Origin of the sequence: Polaromonas sp. CG_9.11, assembly GCF_015752225.1 — a bacterium.
In the GTDB taxonomy this organism is placed as follows: domain Bacteria; phylum Pseudomonadota; class Gammaproteobacteria; order Burkholderiales; family Burkholderiaceae_C; genus Polaromonas.
Genome location: NZ_JADOVE010000004.1, coordinates 1 through 18,839 on the forward strand (window position 1 = coordinate 1; position 18,839 = coordinate 18,839).

An 18,839-nucleotide genomic window follows, 5' to 3' on the forward strand; every position below is an offset into this window, starting at 1 on the left:
GAAGCATTGCGCTTGAACTCGCGCGCGATGCTCGATCGATGGCGGTTGAGCTCTGCGCCGATGCGGGCAAAACTAACACCCTGACGGCGTAGTGCGTGGATTTGGTATCGTTCTTCTTGGGTCAAGTGTTTATTGCGCATCGCGTTTCTTTCGACTGGCTGGTCTGAAGGACGCATGCTATATGCCCTTGGCCCACCCGTTTCCTTAACGATGCAGTTTGTTCTTGAATCCGCGACATGTATTTTCAGCAAAAAATACCGCCACGCGGGCGTCGTGGGTGGCAATCACCAGCGTCACGCCTTGGCGGCTGGCCGTGGCCTGCAGCAGCGCCAGCGAAGCTTGCGCCGCTGCGTCGTCCAGGCTGGCCGTGGGTTCGTCGGCCAGGATCACTTTGGGCTGCAGCAGTACCGCCCGCGCCAGGGCGACGCGCTGGGCCTGGCCGCCCGAGAGTTGCGCCGGCTTGCGCTGGGCCAGGTCGTGCACGCCGAGCGCCGACAGCGCCTCGGCGATGCGCTGATCGTCCTGCACGTCACCGGCGGCCCACTGGGCCATGGCCAGGTTGCCATGCACCGTCAGCGCGGCGCTCAGATGCAGTTTTTGCGGCAAGAAACCGATGCTCCTGGCGCGCCAGGCATCCCCGGCGACTTTGCGCAGCGCGTGGATTGACTGGCCGGCCACAGTCATGTCGCCCTCGCCGGGACGCAACAGGCCCGCTGCCAGCGCCAGCCAGGTGGATTTTCCGGCGCCTGACGCGCCCTGCAGCAGCAGCACACCGCCTTGCGCCACGTCGATGTCGTCAAACCGGAGTTCGGGACCGCCGGCATACCGGTAGACCAGTTGCCGGGTGCTGATCACGACACCGCGCCCTGCCCCTCAAGGCTGCCGCCCGTGGCGCAATCAGCGCACACGCCGCGCACGGCGACATCCATGTGCATGCCCTGGTAGCCCAGCGCCTGGAGGGCCTGCAGCGCCGTTTGCGCGGCCCGCTCCAGGTCGTGGGCACTGGCTTTCAGCGCGTCGGACAGGGGGCTGTCGCGGTGGCAGCTCTGGCATTCGAAATGCGGCATGGCATGCACGCTGGTCGGCATGGCCTGGTAACGGCGCACCCGCTGTATGTCCACCCGGCACAGCAGCAGGCCGACCTGCGTGAGCCGGTCGATCAGGCGATACAGCGTCACGCGGTCAAGCCCTGCGCCCCCGGCCGGATCGATTTCGCTGGCCAGGGCGGTCTGCAACTGGGCATGGGTGTAGCTGGTGTCGGGATGGGCCAGCAGCCAGCCCAGCACCCGCCGCGCCGCGCTGGTGCGGCGCAGGCCGTGCGCTGAAAGCAGGGCATCAATCGGGTCTGGGGCGGGTGTGCCGGAAGGGTCTCTTGGCAAGTGGGCTGAGGCCATGTTTTTTTGGGTCTCTGTAATTTTCAGCAAAAAGAACAATAACGCAATCAAGTTGCATTAGACTATACCGCAATCCTGTTGCATTATCACGGCAACGCTGGCCTTTTACCCGGCGCACCCGTTTGCAGAACCCAATTTCTTATGTCCTCGTCCCCCCCCTCCCAAAATTCCTTGAAGCCTTCCCTTTCCAGCATGCTGGCCTGGCCGGCCTGGCTGCGCGTGCTGGCGGTGCTGCCCGGCGTGGCGCTGCTCTGGCTGGCGGTGGCCTGGGCGCAACTGGAAGTGGCCCCGTGGTGAGTGCGCGCCCCGTGGTGAGTGCGCGCCCCGTGGTGGCGCTGCACAACCTCACGGTGAGCTACCGCCAGCACCCGGCCCTGCACCACATCAGCGGCAGCTTTGCGCCCGGCTCACTGACCGCAGTGGTCGGCCCGAACGGCTCGGGCAAAAGCACGCTGCTCAAAAGCATCGTCGGCCTGCTGCCCATCGAAGGCGGACGGTCGGGCGGTGCATTGACGGTGACGCTGGCGCGCCAGTGCATCGCCTACCTGCCGCAGGTGGCTGAAATCGACCGCAGCTTTCCCATCGATGTGCGCGACTGCGTGCTGCTGGGCTGCTGGTCAAGCGCCGGCGCGTGGGGCGCCGTCACGCGGGCCATGCAGGGCAAGGTCGATGCGGCCCTGCAAGCCGTGGGGCTGGAAGGCTTTGAGCGCCGCACCATTGGCAGCCTGTCCAGCGGCCAGATGCAGCGGGTGATGTTTGCCCGCATGCTGGCGCAAGACGCCAAGTTGATCCTGCTGGACGAGCCCTTCAACGCGATTGATGCCAAAACCACCGCCGCCCTGCTGGTGCTGGTGCGGCAGTGGCATCAGCAGGGACGCACCGTGATTGCCGTGCTGCACGACGATGCGCTGGTGCGCCAGCACTTTCCGTCAACCTTGCTGCTGGCCCGCGAACTGGTCGGCTGGGGCGCCACCAGCGAGGTGCTGACCGAGCGCAATTCGCGCCGTGCCCGCGCCATGGCCGAAGCCTGGGACGAGGCCGCCGGGCTGTGCGACATCGACGCGCTGGCCGCGCAAAAGGCCACTGCATGATGGCGCTTGCCGCCTGGCTGTGGGACACGGCCTTTGCCCCGTTTGCCGAATTTGCCTTCATGCGCCGCGCGCTCGTCGCCACGCTGGCGCTGTCGCTCAGTGCCGCACCGCTGGGGGTGTTTTTAACGCTGCGGCGCATGAGCCTGCTGGGCGATGCGCTCAGCCATGCGGTGCTGCCGGGGGTGGCGATTGGTTTCATGCTGAGCGGTTTGTCGCTCACCGCCATGGCCTTGGGCGGCGTTGTGGCCGGCATGCTGGTGGCGGCGCTGGCCGGACTGGTCACACGTTTCACCGCCCTCAAGGAAGACGCCAGCCTGGCCGCGATTTACCTGGTGGCGCTGGCGCTGGGCGTGATGCTGATCTCGGGCCACGGCTCCCAGCTCGACCTGCTGCACATCCTGTTTGGCAGTGCGCTGGGCGTGGACAGCCAGGGCCTGCTGATGGTGGCCGGCGTGGCCAGCGTCAGCGTGCTGCTGCTGGCCGCCATGTACCGCGGGCTGGTGCTGGAAAGTTTCGATCCGGTGTTTCTGGGCGCGGCCGGCCGGCGCGGCTGGCTCTGGCAGCAAGGCTTTTTGATGCTGGTCGTCATCAACCTGGTGGCCGGTTTTCAGACCCTGGGCACCTTGATGGCGGTCGGGCTGATGATGCTGCCCGCCGTGTCCAGCCGGCTCTGGCACGACACGCTGCCGGCGCAACTGGCCAATGCCAGTGCGCAGGCGATGCTGGCCAGCGCGTCAGGGCTGTTGCTGTCCTACCACCTGGATACGCCCTCGGGGCCGACCATCATTGCCTGCGCCGGCGCGCTTTACCTGGCGTCGCTGCTGTTCGCGCCCGGCGGCTGGCTGCCGCGCCTGTGGACAACGACGCACCGGGTGGCCTGAACGAATCTGGTTTTTTTCGTCACTTTTTTTCACCTCTTTTAAAAGGCCCATCCATGAACCCTGTTTTTCGCAAACTTTTGCTGGCGGGTATTGCCAGCGCCGCCCTGCTGTCCGGCACCAGCTTTGCGGCCGACAAACTGCCCGTCATTGCCAGCTTCAGCATTTTGGGCGACCTGGTGCGCGTGGTGGGCGGCGAGCGCGTCAGCGTCACCACCCTGGTCGGACCCGATGAAGACGCCCACGTGTTTGAGCCCAGGCCGGCCGATGTCAAGGCCATCGCACAAACCCGACTGCTGGTGACCAACGGCCTGGGTTTTGAGCCGTGGGCGCAAAAACTCGCAAAGTCTGCCGGCTACCAGGGCCAGTCCGTGGTGGCCTCGCAGGGCGTGAAGCCGCGCCAGCTGCCGGCTGAAAAAGGCCATCAGCACGCAGAAACCGATCCGCACGCCTGGCAAGACCCGGGCAATGTGGTGCTGTATGTGCGCAACATCGCCGCCGCGCTGGCCAAGGCGGACCCGGCAGGCGCCAGCGTTTACCAGGCCCACAGCGACGCCTATGTGAAAGAGCTGCAGACGCTGGACGCCTGGGCCAGGGCACAGTTCGCGGCCCTGCCGCCGCCCAAGCGCCAGGTGATCACCTCGCACGATGCGTTTGGCTACTTCGGCGCGCATTACCAGATCAGGTTTCTCGCGCCGCAAGGCGTGTCCACCGACATGGAACCGAGCGCCAAAGAGGTGGCCCGGCTCATCCAGCAAATTCAGCGTGAAAAGATCAAGGCCGTGTTTATCGAAAACATGAGCGCGCCCAAGCTGCTGGCCCAGCTCAGCAAGGACGCAGGCGTGAAGGTCGGACAGACCCTGTATGTGGACGCCCTGTCAGCGCCGCAAGGCCCTGCCGGCAGCTACCTCCAGCTGATGCGCCACAACGTGACGCAACTGGCCGCCGGCATGAAGCTGAACTGAGTTAACCACTGTTAAAACCATAGCTGCCAGCGCATGCTCCGTAAGCGCTGGTGGCCTGAAACACCCTGAACACGTCAAGGATCAACGCCATGCCAGACACCCGACTTCCCGTCACCATCCTCACCGGTTTTCTGGGCAGCGGCAAAACCACGCTGCTCAACCACATCCTCAAGGCCGACCACGGCCACCGCATTGCCGTGATTGAAAACGAGTTTGGCGAAGCCGGCATTGACAACGAGCTGCTGGTGCAGGACCGCGATGAACAGATCATCGAGATGAACAACGGCTGCATCTGCTGCACCGTGCGCGGTGACCTGGTGCGCATTCTGGGTGAGCTGGCGACAAAAAGGGCGGCAGGCAGCCTGCACTTTGACCGCGTGGTGATCGAGACCACAGGCCTGGCCGATCCCGCGCCGGTGGCGCAGACCTTCTTTGTGGACGAGGCCGTCGTTCAGCGCTTCCTGCTCGATGCCATCGTGACGCTGGTGGACGCCAAACACGCGCCCGCGCAACTCGACGAGCACCACGAGGCGCAGGAACAGGTGGGCTTTGCCGACCGGATACTGCTCAGCAAGACTGACCTGGTGGACGATGCCAGCCTGCAGTCGCTGCGCCAGCGCCTGGTTCGCATGAATCCGCGCGCCAAAATTTCAGAATCGCGCCATGGGGTGGCCGCCATTGATGATTTGCTCGACATTCGGGGCTTCAACCTGAATGCTATTTTGGAGATCGAGCCCGACTTTCTGACCGATGTGGCGCACCAGCACGACGACGATGTGACATCGTTTGTATTTCGCGAAGACCGGCCGCTCGACATGGCAAGACTGGAAGACTTTCTGGGCAGCATGGTCCAGGCGCATGGCAGCCAAATGATGCGTTACAAGGGCGTGCTCAGCGCATACGGTGAAGACCGCCGCATCGTGTTTCAGGGTGTTCACATGCTGATGGGCGCCGAACTCGGCGCGCCGTGGCGAGCGGGCGAGGTGCGCACCTCCAAAATGGTGTTCATTGGCCGTGACCTGCCGCGCCAAGTCCTTGAAAAAGGTTTGGCCCAGTGTGCCGTGAATGCTCAACCCGAGCGCTTGGCATGACCGCCCCGCGCCCCGAACTGGCCGAGGTCGAGGCCGCCGTGCGAACCCTGTTGCGCTGGGCCGGCGATGACCCCGGACGCGAAGGCCTGATGGACACGCCCCGCCGCGTGGCGCGCGCCTATGGTGAGTTTTTTTCGGGCTACGGCGCAGACCCGGTCGCCACCCTGGCCGCCACCTTTGAAGAAGCCGGCGACTATGACGACATGGTGCTGGTGCGCAACATCCGGCTGGAGTCGCACTGCGAGCACCACCTGGTGCCCATCATCGGGTGGGCCCATATTGCCTACCTGCCCGACAAGCGCGTGGTGGGCCTGAGCAAGCTGGCCCGGGTGGTGGATCTGTATGCGCGCCGCCTGCAAATCCAGGAACGGCTGACCAGCCAGATTGCCCAGACCATTGCCGATGTACTTCAGCCCCGCGGCGTGGCCGTGATGATTGAGGCGGAACACATGTGCATGACCACGCGCGGCGTGTACAAACCTGGCTCCACCACCGTCACCCAGCGCCTGTTGGGCGTGTTTCGCACCGATGCCCATCTGCGCCGAGAAGCCTTGGCGGCCATGGGCCAGCCGGCCCCGTCAGGCGTATTTCAGGTCTGAGGCTGGCCTTGATTTTTCCGCCGCCCGGCTGAAGGGCATCGTCACCATGAAAGCCCTGCAAAAACTGCTGACGCGCGAACCCGCGGCGCTGGCCGCAGGTGGGCGGGCGCAAGCTGAATCGAGCCAGCGCGCGTCTGCGCAGTGCCGACAGGTGCGTGGTTGCCTATGCGTTGACTTCGAGCATGCGGCCGGGCTTTTGCTGCTGTGCTTTGCGGCAGCGGGGGGGGGGTTGCGGAGCTGAGCGCAGTCGGCGGCTGGCGCCCCTCAGCAGCGTTTTCGTTGCTGCTGGCGCTGCTGGCCAGGCTGGCAGCCGCCGGGCTGCCACGCCGCAATCGCCTCGCGCCCCGGAGTTTTGTGTAGACCGATGAATCGAAGCGGGTCATCTTTCTTCTTTGAACGAGGTTTCGGCCGCTTCAACAAAGGAAGGCAAGGCGGCGGCTTGCAGGGTCCCGGCCGCCATCCCGACGGCTTGGTGCAACTCGTCTGTCAGGGCCATGGCACCGGCCACACTGAGGTGATGGGCATCGCGGTAAAGCGACACGCCGTCCCGGATCAGCTCGCATTGCGGCGTGCAGAGCCAGGGTACCGGATCGACGAACCGAAACCGCTCGCCTGACTCGAATTCATCCACCACCGCCATGAACGGCGCGTTGGCCAGCCTTTCTTGGCTGGCGGATGAACGCGCGAACTTCTGGCCGCCGGCGGCCTCCAGCGCCAGCGCGGCCGGGATGCTCATGCCGTAGGCCGGCAAGGGTCCGACCAGGATGGCGGCGCGCTGGTTCAGCCCAAGCCACTGCAGCGTGGCGCGCAAGCCAGCCCGGGCAGCAGCCTGCCCGTGGACAGACTTGCCCGCCGACCCGACCATCTGGAGCGGACCATCGGCACGAAAGTAGGTGCGCCAATAGGCGGTTATGACCACTGTGCTGATCTCTGGGTGGGCCACCAGATAGGCCTTCACCTTGGCCTGCGCCTCACGGCAGCCGGCCCTGATCGAGCTGCTCGCGTCAAACACCGGCGCGCAGCCCGGATAAGGCACAAGTACCGCCCGCGCGCCACGCCGGCGAAGCACCTCATGGAGCACCGGCGCATACGACACCAGGTGGCTGTCGCCCCACAGCAGCATTTGCAGCTCGCCTGTGCCCGCCCCCAGCAGACAGGCAGCCTGGGGCGCAAGGTCACCGCATTCGGCAAACGGAATCACCGGCGAGCGGGCCTTGTCCAGAGCGGACACCGCAGGTGCAAAGCGCCCGGGAAACCCGCCCATCGCCACCCCGGCCCCGCAGAACAGGAAAAGGACCAACGCCAAGGCCGCCCCGGACGGCAGGGCCCGGCGGGGCAGCCAGCCGGCGCCGCGCCGCAGCGGCTGCTCGATGAAATGGTAAGACGCGCTGGCCAGCAGCAAGGAGGCCGCCATCAACAGGACCGCCTGAAACGGTGCGGGCGGCTCCATGCCCGTCGAATACTGCGCCAGCACAATCAGCGGCCAGTGCCACAGGTACAGGGAGTAAGAGATCAAGCCGACATAGACCACAGGCCGCCATTGCAGCAGCCGCCCGGCCAACGTTGCACCGCTGCTGCCCGCATGGATGACTGCCGCAGCGCCCAGCACCGGCGCCAAGGCTGCCAAGCCGGGAAAGACGGTGGCGTCGCGGTAAAGCCAGCAGGCCAGCAGGATCGCCGTCAAACCGCCCGCAGACAGCGCCTCTCGCAGCAGGCGCGAGCGGATGGCGGGCAGCGCGCCATACGCCAGCAAGGAGCCGGCCAGCAGTTCCCAGGCACGAAATGGCGAGAGAAAATAGACAGCCGTCCGGTTGCCTGTGACCACCATCGCCGCGCCGGCCAGCGACACCAGCGCACAAAAGAGCACGATCCAGACCATGCGCTTGGGCCAGTAGCGGTGACACATCAGCAGAAAGATCGGGAACAGCAGATAGAACTGCTCCTCCACGGCCAGAGACCAGGTGTGCAAAAGGGGGTCGAGCTTGCTTTCGGTGGCGTCGAAATAGCTGGACTGCTGGTACCAAAGCAGCACATTCGAGGCGAACCCCATCGTCGCCAGGGCAGCGCGCAGGGCGTGCAGGTAGTCGCTGGGCAGCAGCAGCCAGTAGCCCGCCGCGAGCGTGACGGCCAGCACGGCAAACAACGCCGGAAAGATCCGCCGCGCCCGGCGTTCGTAAAAGTGGGCAAAAGCGAAGCGGCCTTCCTCGATCTCGCGGCCGATGATGCGGGTGATCAGGAAGCCGGAAATCACAAAAAAAACATCCACGCCGACAAAGCCGCCCGGGACCAGTGACGATGACAGGTGATTGAGCACGACCGCCAGCACGGCCACGGCGCGCAGTCCGTCGATGTCGGCTCGATAGTGAGATAAAGCCATGGAACAAATGTCCTGCAAATGTTTTGCAAATGCTTCGAAAAATCATGGCATTCGCCGGCCGGAAAAAGCGCTTTCTTGCGAACGCGCAGCGTCAGGCAAGGCTTGACGGCCAGAAGGAATTCAAAACGGGAAGGTGGCGCACCAGGCGCGCAAATTGGCGCCTGGCAGGCAAGCATCAAGGCGCGTGGCGCGCCGGGTCCGGGCTTATGGCGGCGTGACCGAGCAAAAGTAGCCGCGCGGCAGACCACATCCGGGGTAGAACACCACGGAGGGACGAAGCAGAGAGCTCGGGTTGCGCATCGGCAAATTTTATAGCCCGCCAATCGTAGGACGGGTGCCTGTCTGGCTATCGGAATTTGCAGCAGGGCAGCGCGCAGCGCAGGCATGGCAACTGGCCTGTGCCAATCCGAAGCATAGTACGAAGGGCCAGAGCGCCAAGGCCAAAAGCGTTCGCACACCAGCGCATCCAGTGCAAAGGCGCAGTGAACAAGACACGCAGGCCCCCCCCGGTTTGACCGCAACTCGGTGCGAAACGCCGCTCGGACACGTTGGCGAATCCGTTTGACTGGCTTTTTCGTACAGACAAAAGACCTGAGCCTCGCTTATGCTTTGCTGGCGATCCGTTCCACGGGTCGCGGTCAGACCCTGACCAGCGCTTGTCTGCAGCGTCCATGCAGGTCTCATCCAGGAACCCACATGCATCAAGAACCCACTCAGTCAAGTCCGGGCCGGCGCACAAGGCTGCGCAAATCCCATGCGGCGGGTCTTGTCATGCTGCTTTGCAGTGCGGCAGCGCAGGCCCACACCGACGTCGGCGTGGCCGGCGGCCTGTTGACGGGTTTCATGCATCCGCTGTCCGGCATCGACCATCTGCTGGCCATGGTGGCGGTCGGCATCTGGGGCGCGACCCTGGGCCGGCCGCTGGTCTGGGCCTTGCCGGTGGCTTTTCCGATGCTGATGGTGGTGGGCGGCGTGCTGGGCATTTCCGGCGTGCCGCTGCCCTATGTCGAAACCGGCATTGCGGTGTCGGTGGTCGTGCTCGGCCTGGCGATTGCCGCGGCATGGCGGGCGCCCATCGGCGTGGCGCTGGCGATCATTGCCCTGTTCGGCGTGTTCCACGGATTTGCCCATGGCCAGGAGCTGCCCGAAGCCGCCGCGCCGGCAGCCTATGCCGCCGGTTTCGTGATCTCGACCGGCTTGCTGCACCTGGGCGGCATTGCGATTGGCCTGCTCAAGGGCGCGCCGCGCGGCATGCAGATTTTGCGCGCCAGCGGCGGACTGATCGCAGCGGCTGGCGTGTGGATCCTGGCGGGCATGCCTGGTGTCGCCTAAACCTTGGGTAGCCGCCCTGGCGCTGGCCGGTTCGGCGTTCCTTGGCTGCGGCCATGCCTGGGCGCATGGCGCCTTTGGCGCGGACACGTCTATCTGGACGGCAAGCCACCACTTGTTCACCTCGCCGCTGTCGCTGGCTGCCCTGATCGGCCTGGCGCTGGTCCTGTTTGGCATCAGGGAACCTGCGTCGTTCATTGCCGCAGCGCTGGCCTCGGCGGCGGCGGTTCTGGCCACCTTGTGGCTGGTGCATATTCCGCCTGTGGCAGCGCCGGCGGCCGTGGTGGTGATTGGCCTGAGCGCGGTTGCCGCCTGGAAACCGTCCACCGGATTTGCCTTTGTGCTGGCCGCGCTCGCTGGACTGGCGGCCGGGTCTGCCGCCGAACTGGAACAGCCGCGCTGGCAAGACCTGGCGGGCATGGCCGTCACGGTATTGATCGCCACGTTCTGGCTGCTGGCCACGGCGGAAAATTTAAACCAGAGCGGTCGCCTGCAGGTTGTCCTGCCCATCGCCCGGCGGGTGCTGGGCTCCTGGGTGGCGGCGATTGCGCTGCTGCTCGGCGCCCTGGCAGTGCTGGGCAAGCACGCTTGAGGCAGAACACTGGACGCTGAACGAGCGACGCTGACAGGGCCGCCGAGTGTCAAGGCATGGCGCCTGCAACCGGCCTGGAGCCCTGCCGCAACGGCTCGGTCTGCCGGCCTGCCATGCCATCTTCGAGCCCGTGCCGGCCCAACGGCGATATAAACGAGGGATGACTTACAGCACCTCACCCCACACGCCCGCCACCGCGCAGCGTCCAGCCCACTTGCGCAGCCACACCTTCCTCGGCCTGGCCCCAGGCCCTCGCCTGCTGGTTCTGGGCGCGGTGCACGGCAACGAAACCTGCGGCTCGCGAGCCATCGGGCAACTGCTGCAGGAACTCGACAGCGGCGCCATCCGCATCGAGCGCGGCAGCGTCACTTTCGTGCCGGTGACCAATCCGCTCGCCTGGCAACTCGGCCAGCGCACCGGCGAGCGCAACCTCAACCGCAATATGGCGCCGACTGCGATTCCGCAGGATTTCGAGGACCGGATTGCCAACGTGCTGTGCCCGCTGCTGGATGCGCATGATGTGCTGCTCGACCTGCATTCCTTTCACACCGGCGGCTCGCCGTTCGTCATGGTCGGCCCGCAAGACAACCGGGGAACGCTGGAGCCTTTTTCGCAGGCGGCCAGCGAATTCCAGCTGGCCCTGCACACCGGGCCGCACCGGATCGTCGAAGGCTGGCTCGACACCTATGCGCGCGGCGTTCAACGGCGCGCCGCCAGGCCGCATGCTGACGGCACGGCCCGGTCGCTGGCGCTGGTCACCAACACCAACTATGGCGTCGGTACCACCGAATACATGCGGTCGCGGGGCGGCTATGGCGTGACGCTCGAATGTGGCCAGCATGACGATCCGCAGGCGGTGGAGGTGGCGCGTCATGCCATCTTGCAGGCACTGGCGCTGCTGGGCATTTCGCCGCTGCCGCTCATGCCCGAGCCGGTAGCGCGGGAAATTTTGCGGCTGGTCGATGTGGTGGACCGGGAACATGCAGACGACGCATTCACCCAGGAATGGCGCAGTTTCGATGCGGTGCGCGCCGGGCAGGTCGTTGGCCACCGGCGCAGCGGCGATGCCGTCACCGCACCGCACGATGGGTTCATCGTGTTTCCCAATCCCCGGGCCGAAGCCGGCCAGGAGTGGTTTTACTTTGCCCGGCGCCAGGCCTGACGCCAGGGGATCGGCAAAGGCGACTGGCAATTTTTATGAATCAAAAAGGCCTTTTGCGCAGCATTCATGAGCACATAAAGCTATTGATTCAGTAGCAAAATCCGCCTAATTTCCACAATCAACCCTTCACCCGCGACGCAAACGTCTTGCGAAATTTCTCGACCTTGGGACCGACCACGAAGGCGCAGTACCCCTGGTTCGGGTTGTTCTCGAAATAGTCCTGGTGGTAATCCTCGGCCGGCCAGTAGTCGGCCAGCGGCAGCACTTCCGTGACGATCGGCTTGCCAAAGGTCTTGTCCTGGCTGGCTTCGCGGATGAAGTCGTCAATCACGTCCTTCTGCTCGGACGTTTCGTAATAGATGCCGCTGCGGTATTGCGTGCCGGCGTCATTGCCCTGGCGGTTCAGGCTGGTCGGGTCATGGATGACAAAAAAGATTTCCAGGATTTCGCGCAGCGTGATCCCGGCCGGGTCGTAGGTCAGCCTGACGACCTCGTTGCAGCCGGTGCGGCCGGTGCAGACGGCTTCATAACTGGGCCGGGCCGCCTGGCCGTTGCTGTAGCCCGACTCGACGTCGGTGACGCCGCGCACCTTGACATACACGGCCTCGGTGCACCAGAAGCAGCCGCCGCCCAGGGTGATGGTGTGTGATTCGCTCATGACTAGGGTTTCCTTTTTTGACCAGCCACTTTAGCCGCTTGGCTGCACGCTTGCATCGCGCACGGCTTGAACAAATGCCGCCAGCGCGGGATTGTCGCGGGCGGTTTTCCACAGGCAATGGGTGTCGTAGGGGGTGGTGGCGCGATCCAGCGGCACGAACACCGTGCCCGCCATGGCCGAGCGGCTCAATGCCGCCGGCACCAGCGCCACGCCCATGCCCTGCGACACCAGCGACACCACGCTCAGCCAGTGGCGCAGCTCATAACGGATCTCGGGGTGAAACCCCGCGTCGGTGCAGATGCCCAGGATGCGCTCATGGTAGTCAGGCGACACCGCGCGCGACACCACCGCAAAAGGCTCGCCCTGCAGTGCCTTGAGCGACAGCGTGGCCTGCGGCGCCAGCCGGTGGCGGGCCGGCAGGCAGCCGACCAGCGCCTGGCTGGACACCAGGATTTGCGACAGCTCGGGCGGCACGCGGGTGGTATGGACAAAGCCGATGTCAAGCCGGTCATGCGCCAGTTCGACCAGCTGCTCGCTTGAACTCAGTTCCTTCAGCATCAGCCGCAACAGCGGATGCTGCGCCTGGAAACGCTCCAGAATGCCGGGCAAGCCGCTGTACAGCATGGTGCCGGAAAAGCCGATGGTCAGGCTGCCGGCCATGCCCTGCCCCACGTCCCGCGCATGGCGGGCCGCCTGCGCCGCCTGGTCCAGCAGCGCCCGCGCGGCCGGCACCAAGGCCAGGCCGGCGGCGGTGAGTGCCACCTGCTTGCTGTTGCGGGTAAACAGCCGGGCGCCGACCGACGCTTCGAGCTGCTGGATGTTCAATGACAGCGGCGGCTGCGAAATGGACAACCGGCGCGCCGCCCGGCCGAAGTGCAGTTCTTCGGCCAGGGTCAGAAAATAGCGCAGGTGTCGGAATTCCATGGATACAAATAATATATCGTTGCATTGCTAATTGATATTGGACAAGTATTCATGATGGCCTAACAATCAGGCTAAATACGCGTGTTGGGCAGGCAAAAAATGTTTCCCCTACACTTTGTCCACGCCCCCCATTCACCCGCCCCACCACCTCCGAAGGACTGCACCATGAAAACCAAATTCAACTGGGAAGACCCGCTTTTTCTGAACGATCAGCTGACCGAAGACGAGCGTGCGGTGCAGGAGGCGGCCCACACGTTCTGCCAGGAAAGACTGCAGACCCGCGTGCTGATGGCCGCGCGCCATGAAAAGTTCGACCGCGAGATCATGAACGAAGCGGGCGCCATGGGTTTCCTGGGCTCGACCATCGAAGGCTACGGCTGCGCCGGTTTGAACTATGTCAGCTACGGCCTGGTGGCGCGCGAGGTCGAGCGCGTCGACAGCGGCTACCGCAGCGCCATCAGCGTGCAGTCGTCACTGGTCATGCACCCGATCAATGCCTACGGCAACGAAGCGCAAAAGCAAAAATACCTGCCCAAGCTGGCGACCGGCGAATGGGTCGGCTGCTTCGGACTGACCGAGCCCAACCACGGCTCCGACCCGGCCAGCATGCTGTCGCGCGCCAAGCCGGTCGATGGCGGCTTCATCATGAACGGCGCCAAGATGTGGATCACCAACAGCCCGATTGCCGACGTGTTCGTGGTCTGGGCCAAGCTCGAAGACCCCGATGGCAAGGTCGGCGGCCAGGAAGCGATTCGCGGCTTCGTCCTTGAAAAAGGCATGAAGGGCCTGAGCGCCCCCAAGATCGAAGGCAAGATGAGCCTGCGCGCCAGCATCACCGGCGAGATCGTGATGGACGGCGTGTTCGTTCCAGCGGAAAACCTGCTGCCCAACGTCAGCGGCCTCAAGGGTCCGTTCGGCTGCCTGAACAAGGCGCGCTACGGCATCGCCTGGGGCGCACTGGGCGCGGCGGAAGACTGCTGGCACCGTGCCCGCCAGTACACGCTGGACCGCATCCAGTTTGGCCGCCCACTGGCGCAAACCCAGCTGATCCAGAAAAAACTCGCCGACATGCAGACTGAAATCGCGCTCGGCCTGCAAGCCTGCCTGCGCGTGGGCCGCCTGATGGACGAAGACCGGGCCGTGCCCGAGATGATCTCGCTGATCAAGCGCAACTCGTGCGGCAAGGCGCTCGACATTGCCCGCATGGCACGCGACATGCACGGCGGCAACGGCATCCATGACGAATACCACGTCATTCGCCACATGATCAACCTGGAAACCGTCAACACCTACGAAGGCACGCACGACGTGCATGCCCTGATTCTGGGCCGTGCGCAAACCGGCCTGCAGGCTTTTTATTGATCATTCTTGCCTCCAGCGCCCGTCCATCATGCATGAACAGCTATTAATTTTATAGCTTTTGATGGAACTGGGTGTCTTGAAACCGTTGCTGACCAGCCTGGCAATGCCGCCATTGGCACCGCTACTGCTGGCGCTGCTCGGCATGTTGCTGGCATGGCGCCGAAAACGTGGTGGCTTGGTGCTGGTCGCGCTGTCACTTGCGGCGCTCTGGCTGCTCAGTTGCCACGGTACAGCGGTGTGGCTGGCGCGGCATGCGCTGCCGCAGTTCGACGCGGTGACCACTGCGCAACTCAAGGCAAATCAGGTTCAGGCTGTTGTCATCCTCGGTGGTGGCGTGTTGCCTGACGCGCCTGAATACGGTGGTGCATCCCAACCGTCCCCGGTTACCGCCGCCCGGCTGCGCTACGGCATCTGGCTGGCGCGCCAGTCTGGCCTGCCGCTGGCCTTCAGTGGCGGCATCGGCTGGGCGGCGGATGGCATGCCGACGGCATCGGAAGCGGAAGTGGCCGCGCGCGTGGCGCAGCAGGCGTTTGGTTTTGCGCTGCGCTGGAGCGAAGCCGTGTCGCGTGATACCGATGGCAATGCGCGCCTGCTCGCGCCTGTGCTGATGCGCGAAGGCGTGCAACGCATTGCGCTGGTCACGGATGCCTGGCACATGCCGCGATCGGTGGCTGCTTTTGAGCGCGCCGGCTTTGTCGTGACGCCGGCGCCAATGGGCTTCACCCGGCCCATCGAAAGCACGCTGCTGGAATGGCTGCCGTCCGCGCAAGGGCTGCTGGCGTCGCGGCAGGTGTTGCGCGAATGCCTGGGCCTGGCGGTTGTACGCTTCACGCTGATGTGATGCCAAAGGGAAATGCCAGGCGCATTCATCCTTCATCGCGCCTCTGTTCAGGGCGTGGGGACCCGACCGATCAGGCGATGACCGGTAAAAACAGAAAAGCCAGCGCAAGCAGCAAATACACGCCGATGAGAAGGATGCCTTCAAACCAGGTGGTTTCTCCGTCGCGTGCGATGTTGTTGACGATCAAGACGGCGCTGGCAATGGCAAACAACGCCATCGGGTTGTCAAAGACGAGGTTCATGGGTTTGCCCATGAACCAGGAGCCGATGACCAGCAAAGGCGCCACGACAAGCGCCACCTGAATGGCCGAGCCCACGCAAATGTTGAGCGCCAGCCCCATCTTTCCCTGACGGGCAAACCAGGAAGCGGCGAACAGATCCGAGGCCGTGCCAATGACGGCCAGCACGATCACGCCGACAAAAATCGGCGACAGGCCCAGAATTTTCGCAGTGTCTTCAAGCGCCCCGGAGACCAGATGCGCCTCCATGGCGATGAAAACAGTTGCCGCGACCAGCACGCCAACCGCCACCTTCACCGTCCACTCGGCCGCTTTTTCCTTGTCGCTGCCCGCTGGGCTGTCATTGCGTATTTCCTTTTCAGGCGAGAAAACGTTTCGGTGCGTGATGAGTGTGTAGACCAGGTTGGCGGCATACAGCAGGATCAGCACGACCGACACGCCCAGGCTCAGATGCTCGTCGGACACTGCCTGGTTTGCGCCAGGCGCAAGGTGGCCGCTTGCGAAGTCGAACACCGCCGGCAGCAACAGCGCGATCACGACCAGCACCAGAAGGCTGGACATTTGGCCCGCCTGGTCGCGGTTGAACAACTGCCGTGGACGGCCAATGCTGCCGACAACGATGGCCAGCCCCAGACCGAGCAGGCTGGTGCCGATGATCGAGCCGGCAATTTGGGCACGTACCACTTCAGTGTTGCCGCTGGCGAGCACGAAGAAGGCCAGAACGATTTCCGCGATGCTGCCAAAGCTGACGTTCAGGAGCCCGCCAATCGCTGCGTTTGTTTTTGCGGCGAGTTGCTCTGTCGCCCGGCGTGCCCAGTCAGCCAGGACGCCGATGCCCACAGCACCGGCAAGAAAAGTCCAGACAGGGCTGATGGTCGACAGAGAGTGGATCGCTGGCGCCAACGGCACGAGCAACAAAAGACCCAGCGGGAAAGCATGTGCGCGCAGGTTCATGGAGACCTCTCTGCCAGGGCGATCTCCGCTATTTTTTTAACAGCCATGGGGACCGCTTCTGCTAGGCCTGAACCGCGGCCTGAATGCGCACCGGCACGCCTTTGGACGCCGGGGTTTTGGACGCCTGGTCGTGATACCACAGCGGTATCAGGACATTCATCTCCGGGTAGTAGCCCCCTACGCACCCGTTCGGCAGGTTGAACGACGTGACCCTCAGACCCGGAACCTCGCGGTGCACATCGTCGCCCGCGTCGCTGACCAGGCTGACGAGATCGCCTTCCTTCAGGCCGGCCCGCGACATGTCGGCGGGGTTGATCAGCAGGATGGCGCGCGAACCCTCCAGCCCGCGCAGCCGGTCGCTGAACCCATAGATGGTGGTGTTGAACTGGTCATTGGAGCGCATCGTGATGAGGTGATAGCGGCCCGGCGCATCGCCCACACCCAATGCTGACATCACCGTCGGATCAGTGAACTCGGCCTTGCCGCTGTCGGTTTCCCAAGTGCGTTCACGCGCCTTGTTGCCACGGTAAAAACCGCCTTTGTCGAACATGCGCGCATTGAAATCGCGAAACTCCTCGGGATAGGTTTCCTCGATCAGGTCGCGCACCACGCTGTAATCGCCCACCCAGTCGTCCCACTGCCATTTCGGATGCACCGGCAAGGTCGCTTTTGCCATGCCGGCGACGATGGCCAGCTCGGACAAAAGATGCCCGCTGGCCGGTGTGCGCTTGCCGATCGAGCCATAAATGTGGCTGAAGGTGTCTTCGATCGACACCGACTGGCTGCCGCTTGCCTGAACGTCTTCCTCGGGCCGCGCCAGACAGGGCAAAAGGTAGGCGGAGCGGCCATGCACCAGGTGGCTGCGGTTGAGCTTGGTGGCGATATTGACCGTCAACGCCATGGCGCGCCAGGCTTTTTCCATGGCTTCACGCTCCGGAATGGCGCGCACAAAGTTTCCGCCCAGACTCACAAAGCCGCGCACAGAGCCATCAAGAATGCCTTCGCAGGCATCGACCGTCGTCAAGCCTTTTTCGCGCGGTGGTTCGAAGTCAAACATTCCGGCCAGCTTGTCGAGCGGCACCAGTTCCGGCTTTTCGGAAATGCCCACCGTACGCTGTCCCTGTACGTTGGAATGGCCGCGCACCGGCGACATGCCGGCGCCCTGCCGGCCGATATTTCCCCGCAGCAGCAACAGGTTGACGAACAGGCCGATGCACTGCGAGCCATGGACATGCTGCGTCAGGCCCATGCCATACACGCCGATGACCCGCTCGGCGGCAATATAAACCTCGGCGGCCTGCTCGATATCAGCACGCACCAGGCCCGACACGGCTTCGATTTCCGCCCACTCGGCGGCTCGGGCCGAAGCCGCGAACGCTTCCAGCCCGTCGGTATGTTGCGCGATGAATTCGCGGTCGAGCACGCCCGGCTGGCCAGCCGCCTGACGGCTGTCGTCCACCGCCAGCACATGCTTGCACAGTCCCATCAGCGCTGCGATGTCACCGCCCGGACGAACCTGCAGATACATATGCGAAAGATCGGTGCCGTGGCCGGTCAGCATTTCCACCGGACTCTGCGGATTTATAAATTGCACCAGACCCGCTTCGCGGACCGGGTTGAAGGTAATGATCTTGCAGCCCCGCTTGACGGCTTCTTGCAGCGGATGCAGAAAGCGCGGGCTGTTGGAGCCGGGGTTCTGGCCAAAATAAAAGATCGCATCGCAATGGTCAAAATCTTCCAGCACGCAGGTGCCGACGGCCGAGCCAATCACTTTCTTGAGCCCGACCGAGGTTGTCTCGTGGCACATGTTGGAACTGTCGGGAAAGTTGTTGTGCCCATAGAAACGGCCAAACAGCCCAAACAGGTAGGAGGTTTCAAGCGACGCTTTTCCGGAGGTATAAAAAACCACCGACTTTGGGTCCAGCGCCTTGAGTTCCTGGCCAATGCCGTCAAACGCTTCCTGCCAGCTGCAGGCAAGGTATTTGTCCGTAACCGCATCGTAGCGAAGCGGCTCGGTCAAGCGCCCCTGCATTTCCAGGTCATAGTCACTCCAGCCCCGCAGTTCGGTGACACTGTGCTGTGCAAAAAAACCGGGCGTGCAGCGGTCGATGGTCAAGTCCCAGATGGTGGCCTTGGCGCCGTTCTCGCAAAACTCGAACACATGCGGATCGGCCGGCTTTCCCCAGGCGCACGAGGTACACATATGACCGCCGGCCTTGTTTTGACTGGCCAGTGTTTCAAGAACGGCCGGGCTCGCACGCTCCCGGAACAAGACACTGGCGATGCCTTTGAGTGAGCCCCAGCCACCTGCCGGGGGCGCCTCTTTTTTCGATATGGTCGAAGGATTGGTGGTCATTTCAATTCCGGGTTAAACCATTTTTTGG

General features: G+C 64.0%; 19 protein-coding genes. 11 read left to right on the forward strand and 8 right to left on the reverse strand.

What is annotated here, in order from left to right; all coding sequences use genetic code 11:
* The 3 genes from IWX85_RS20895 to IWX85_RS04585 all read right to left on the reverse strand — a co-directional run.
* On the reverse strand, positions 1-176 hold a 176-nt coding region (locus tag IWX85_RS20895; RefSeq protein WP_196868899.1), incomplete at its 3' end, for a helix-turn-helix domain-containing protein.
* Positions 177-204: 28 nt separating this feature from the next.
* Positions 205-855, reverse strand: coding sequence for an ATP-binding cassette domain-containing protein (locus tag IWX85_RS04580; protein ID WP_196868900.1), 651 nt, complete (start codon positions 853-855; stop codon positions 205-207).
* Positions 852-1,394, reverse strand: a complete 543-nt coding sequence (locus tag IWX85_RS04585) for a Fur family transcriptional regulator (protein ID WP_051984533.1) — start codon at positions 1,392-1,394, stop codon at positions 852-854. Before IWX85_RS04585 ends, IWX85_RS04580 begins: the two co-directional genes overlap by 4 nt.
* Before the next feature lie 171 nt (positions 1,395-1,565).
* On the opposite strand from IWX85_RS04585, the gene IWX85_RS20705 reads away from it, so the two are divergent.
* The 6 genes from IWX85_RS20705 to folE all read left to right on the forward strand — a co-directional run bounded on the left by IWX85_RS20705 (position 1,566) and on the right by folE (position 6,018).
* Positions 1,566-1,691 carry a hypothetical protein gene (locus IWX85_RS20705; protein WP_255529373.1) on the forward strand — a complete coding sequence of 42 codons (126 nt, stop codon included), beginning with the start codon at positions 1,566-1,568 and terminating at the stop codon, positions 1,689-1,691.
* A complete protein-coding gene (locus IWX85_RS04590; protein ID WP_370584214.1) occupies positions 1,688-2,485 on the forward strand; it encodes a metal ABC transporter ATP-binding protein in 798 nt (265 codons plus the stop codon). Before IWX85_RS20705 ends, IWX85_RS04590 begins: the two co-directional genes overlap by 4 nt.
* Positions 2,485-3,366 (forward strand): metal ABC transporter permease, encoded by an 882-nt coding sequence (locus tag IWX85_RS04595; protein ID WP_196869032.1) that lies wholly within the window; start codon positions 2,485-2,487, stop codon positions 3,364-3,366. Before IWX85_RS04590 ends, IWX85_RS04595 begins: the two co-directional genes overlap by 1 nt.
* A gap of 53 nt (positions 3,367-3,419) precedes the next feature.
* Positions 3,420-4,328 carry a metal ABC transporter substrate-binding protein gene (locus IWX85_RS04600; protein ID WP_196868901.1) on the forward strand — a complete coding sequence of 303 codons (909 nt, stop codon included), beginning with the start codon at positions 3,420-3,422 and terminating at the stop codon, positions 4,326-4,328.
* An 89-nt stretch (positions 4,329-4,417) separates the two neighbouring features.
* The gene (locus tag IWX85_RS04605; RefSeq protein ID WP_196868902.1) at positions 4,418-5,419 is read left to right on the forward strand and encodes a GTP-binding protein; all 1,002 of its coding nucleotides are present in this window, start codon (positions 4,418-4,420) and stop codon (positions 5,417-5,419) included.
* On the forward strand, positions 5,416-6,018 hold the full coding sequence (folE, locus tag IWX85_RS04610) for a GTP cyclohydrolase I FolE (RefSeq protein ID WP_196868903.1): 603 nt from the start codon (positions 5,416-5,418) through the stop codon (positions 6,016-6,018). The genes IWX85_RS04605 and folE overlap by 4 nt, the downstream gene beginning before the upstream one ends.
* A 379-nt stretch (positions 6,019-6,397) precedes the next feature.
* On the opposite strand, the gene IWX85_RS04615 is transcribed toward folE, so the two are convergent.
* Positions 6,398-8,395, reverse strand: coding sequence for an acyltransferase family protein (locus tag IWX85_RS04615; protein ID WP_196868904.1), 1,998 nt, complete (start codon positions 8,393-8,395; stop codon positions 6,398-6,400).
* A gap of 696 nt (positions 8,396-9,091) precedes the next feature.
* Between IWX85_RS04615 and IWX85_RS04620 the strand changes: the two genes are divergently transcribed.
* The 3 genes from IWX85_RS04620 (at position 9,092) to IWX85_RS04630 (ending at position 11,478) form a co-directional block, all read left to right on the forward strand.
* Positions 9,092-9,727 (forward strand): HupE/UreJ family protein, encoded by a 636-nt coding sequence (locus IWX85_RS04620; RefSeq protein ID WP_081932642.1) that lies wholly within the window; start codon positions 9,092-9,094, stop codon positions 9,725-9,727.
* Positions 9,717-10,316 carry a hypothetical protein gene (locus tag IWX85_RS04625; RefSeq protein ID WP_196868905.1) on the forward strand — a complete coding sequence of 200 codons (600 nt, stop codon included), beginning with the start codon at positions 9,717-9,719 and terminating at the stop codon, positions 10,314-10,316. Before IWX85_RS04620 ends, IWX85_RS04625 begins: the two co-directional genes overlap by 11 nt.
* A 160-nt stretch (positions 10,317-10,476) precedes the next feature.
* Positions 10,477-11,478, forward strand: a complete 1,002-nt coding sequence (locus IWX85_RS04630) for a succinylglutamate desuccinylase/aspartoacylase family protein (RefSeq protein WP_196868906.1) — start codon at positions 10,477-10,479, stop codon at positions 11,476-11,478.
* 118 nt (positions 11,479-11,596) lie between these two features.
* Here the strand turns inward: IWX85_RS04630 and msrA are convergent, their stop codons facing one another.
* Positions 11,597-12,136: a peptide-methionine (S)-S-oxide reductase MsrA gene (gene msrA, locus IWX85_RS04635; RefSeq protein WP_196868907.1), complete on the reverse strand. Its 540-nt coding sequence runs from the start codon at positions 12,134-12,136 to the stop codon at positions 11,597-11,599.
* 30 nt (positions 12,137-12,166) lie between these two features.
* On the reverse strand, positions 12,167-13,060 hold the full coding sequence (locus tag IWX85_RS04640; protein WP_196868908.1) for a LysR family transcriptional regulator: 894 nt from the start codon (positions 13,058-13,060) through the stop codon (positions 12,167-12,169).
* 165 nt (positions 13,061-13,225) lie between these two features.
* Between IWX85_RS04640 and IWX85_RS04645 the strand changes: the two genes are divergently transcribed.
* On the forward strand, positions 13,226-14,422 hold the full coding sequence (locus tag IWX85_RS04645; protein WP_036809733.1) for an acyl-CoA dehydrogenase: 1,197 nt from the start codon (positions 13,226-13,228) through the stop codon (positions 14,420-14,422).
* Positions 14,423-14,498: 76 nt separating this feature from the next.
* Positions 14,499-15,263: a YdcF family protein gene (locus IWX85_RS04650; RefSeq protein WP_231379537.1), complete on the forward strand. Its 765-nt coding sequence runs from the start codon at positions 14,499-14,501 to the stop codon at positions 15,261-15,263.
* Positions 15,264-15,333: 70 nt separating this feature from the next.
* Here IWX85_RS04650 and cax read toward each other — a convergent pair whose 3' ends face one another.
* Together cax and IWX85_RS04660 are read right to left on the reverse strand one after the other, a co-directional pair.
* Positions 15,334-16,455 (reverse strand): calcium/proton exchanger, encoded by a 1,122-nt coding sequence (gene cax / locus IWX85_RS04655; RefSeq protein ID WP_196868910.1) that lies wholly within the window; start codon positions 16,453-16,455, stop codon positions 15,334-15,336.
* A 61-nt stretch (positions 16,456-16,516) separates the two neighbouring features.
* Positions 16,517-18,811 (reverse strand): FdhF/YdeP family oxidoreductase, encoded by a 2,295-nt coding sequence (locus IWX85_RS04660; protein ID WP_196868911.1) that lies wholly within the window; start codon positions 18,809-18,811, stop codon positions 16,517-16,519.
* Positions 18,812-18,839: the final 28 nt, after the last annotated feature.